This is a genomic window from Stenotrophomonas sp. STEN029 (assembly GCF_056760015.1).
The window spans coordinates 1-2,500 of record NZ_JBRREC010000129.1 but is presented as its reverse complement, the minus strand read 5'-3'; the positions used below and the strand labels follow the sequence as shown (position 1 = coordinate 2,500).

At 53.6% G+C, this 2,500-nt stretch carries 2 rRNA genes (1 of these 2 cut by a window edge); both read left to right on the top strand.

Going from position 1 to position 2,500, the window contains the following annotated elements:
* A 23S ribosomal RNA gene (locus ACVOLI_RS19350) occupies positions 1 to 2,265 on the top strand (it extends 613 nt beyond the left edge of the window).
* Positions 2,266 to 2,389: 124 nt separating this feature from the next.
* Positions 2,390 to 2,500, top strand: a 5S ribosomal RNA gene (rrf, locus tag ACVOLI_RS19345); the annotation flags it as partial.

Here is a 2,500-nt window from a genome sequence, read left to right as displayed (position 1 = left end):
AACCGAGTCTGATAAGGGCGCATAGTCGCGGGCAGTAGACCCGAAACCGGGTGATCTAGTCATGCCCAGGGTGAAGGTGCGGTAACACGCACTGGAGGCCCGAACCCACTCCCGTTGCAAAGGTAGGGGATGAGGTGTGATTAGGAGTGAAAAGCTAATCGAACCCGGAGATAGCTGGTTCTCCTCGAAAGCTATTTAGGTAGCGCCTCATATGTATCCTCTCGGGGGTAGAGCACTGTTATGGCTAGGGGGTCATCGCGACTTACCAAACCATTGCAAACTCCGAATACCGAGACGGACTGTATGGGAGACACACGGCGGGTGCTAACGTCCGTCGTGAAAAGGGAAACAACCCAGACCCACAGCTAAGGTCCCAAATTTTGTGCTAAGTGGAAAACCATGTGGAAAGGCACAGACAGCCAGGAGGTTGGCTTAGAAGCAGCCACCCTTTAAAGAAAGCGTAATAGCTCACTGGTCGAGTCGGTCTGCGGGGAAGATTTAACGGGGCTAAGCACAGAACCGAAGCTTGGGGTGCATAACTTTGTTATGCGCGGTAGAGGAGCGTTCCGTAAGCCTGTGAAGGTGAGTTGAGAAGCTTGCTGGAGGTATCGGAAGTGCGAATGCTGACATGAGTAACGATAATGCGGGTGAAAAACCCGCACGCCGAAAGCCCAAGGTTTCCTTGCGCAACGTTAATCGGCGCAGGGTGAGTCGGCCCCTAAGGCGAGGCAGAAATGCGTAGTCGATGGGAAGCAGGTTAATATTCCTGCACCTCGCGTAAGTGCGATGGAGGGACGGAGAAGGTTAGGTGTACCAGGCGTTGGTTGTCCTGGGGAAAGGCGGTAGGTTTGGATCTTTGGCAAATCCGGGATCCTTTAAGACCGAGCACCGAGACGAGTCTTTAAGACGAAGTCACTGATACCACGCTTCCAGGAAAAGCTCCTAAGCTTCAGCTTACGCAGACCGTACCGTAAACCGACACAGGTGGGTAGGATGAGAATTCTCAGGCGCTTGAGAGAACTCGGGTGAAGGAACTAGGCAACATGGCACCGTAACTTCGGGAGAAGGTGCACCCTTTTTGGTGGCTCATGCGAGCTATAGCTGAAGAGGGTCGCAGTAACCAGGCCGCTGCGACTGTTTATCAAAAACACAGCACTCTGCAAACACGAAAGTGGACGTATAGGGTGTGACGCCTGCCCGGTGCTGGAAGGTTAATTGATGGGGTCAGCCGCAAGGCGAAGCTCTTGATCGAAGCCCCAGTAAACGGCGGCCGTAACTATAACGGTCCTAAGGTAGCGAAATTCCTTGTCGGGTAAGTTCCGACCTGCACGAATGGCGTAACGACAGCGGCGCTGTCTCCACCCGAGACTCAGTGAAATTGAAATCGCTGTGAAGATGCAGCGTTCCCGTGGCAAGACGGAAAGACCCCGTGAACCTTTACTATAGCTTTACACTGAACGTTGAGTTCGTCTGTGTAGGATAGGTGGGAGGCTATGAAACTGTGGCGCTAGCTGCAGTGGAGCCATCCTTGAAATACCACCCTGTCGTGCTTGACGTTCTAACCTAGGTCCATTATCTGGATCGGGGACCGTGTATGGTGGGTAGTTTGACTGGGGCGGTCTCCTCCTAAAGAGTAACGGAGGAGCTCGAAGGTACGCTCAGCGCGGTCGGACATCGCGCACTGTGTGCAAAGGCATAAGCGTGCTTGACTGCAAGATCGACGGATCAAGCAGGTAGGAAACTAGGACTTAGTGATCCGGTGGTTCTGTATGGAAGGGCCATCGCTCAACGGATAAAAGGTACTCCGGGGATAACAGGCTGATACCGCCCAAGAGTTCATATCGACGGCGGTGTTTGGCACCTCGATGTCGGCTCATCACATCCTGGGGCTGTAGTCGGTCCCAAGGGTATGGCTGTTCGCCATTTAAAGTGGTACGCGAGCTGGGTTCAGAACGTCGTGAGACAGTTCGGTCCCTATCTGCCATGGGCGTTGGAAGTTTGAGAGGGGCTGCTCCTAGTACGAGAGGACCGGAGTGGACGAACCTCTGGTGTTCCGGTTGTCACGCCAGTGGCATTGCCGGGTAGCTATGTTCGGAAGCGATAACCGCTGAAAGCATCTAAGCGGGAAGCGCGCCTCAAGATGAGACTTCCCGGGGCACAAGCCCCCTAAAGGAACCATATAGACTATGTGGTTGATAGGTCAGGTGTGTAAGTGCAGCAATGCATTGAGCTAACTGATACTAATGATCCGTGTGGCTTGACCATATAACCTCAAGTTGCCTTGGCCGACATGACATGTCGATAGAGTCCAAGTGCACGCTACGTCACAAGATCTATGAGAGGCAGGCGCCTAAATCCGTTGTTTGGATGGCGACGCTCCAACCGTCTCCCTGATGAAATTAGCGCTATGGAACCACCCGATCCCATCCCGAACTCGGAAGTGAAACGTAGCCGCGCCGATGGTAGTGCAGCCTAAGCTGTGCGAGAGTAGGTCATCGTC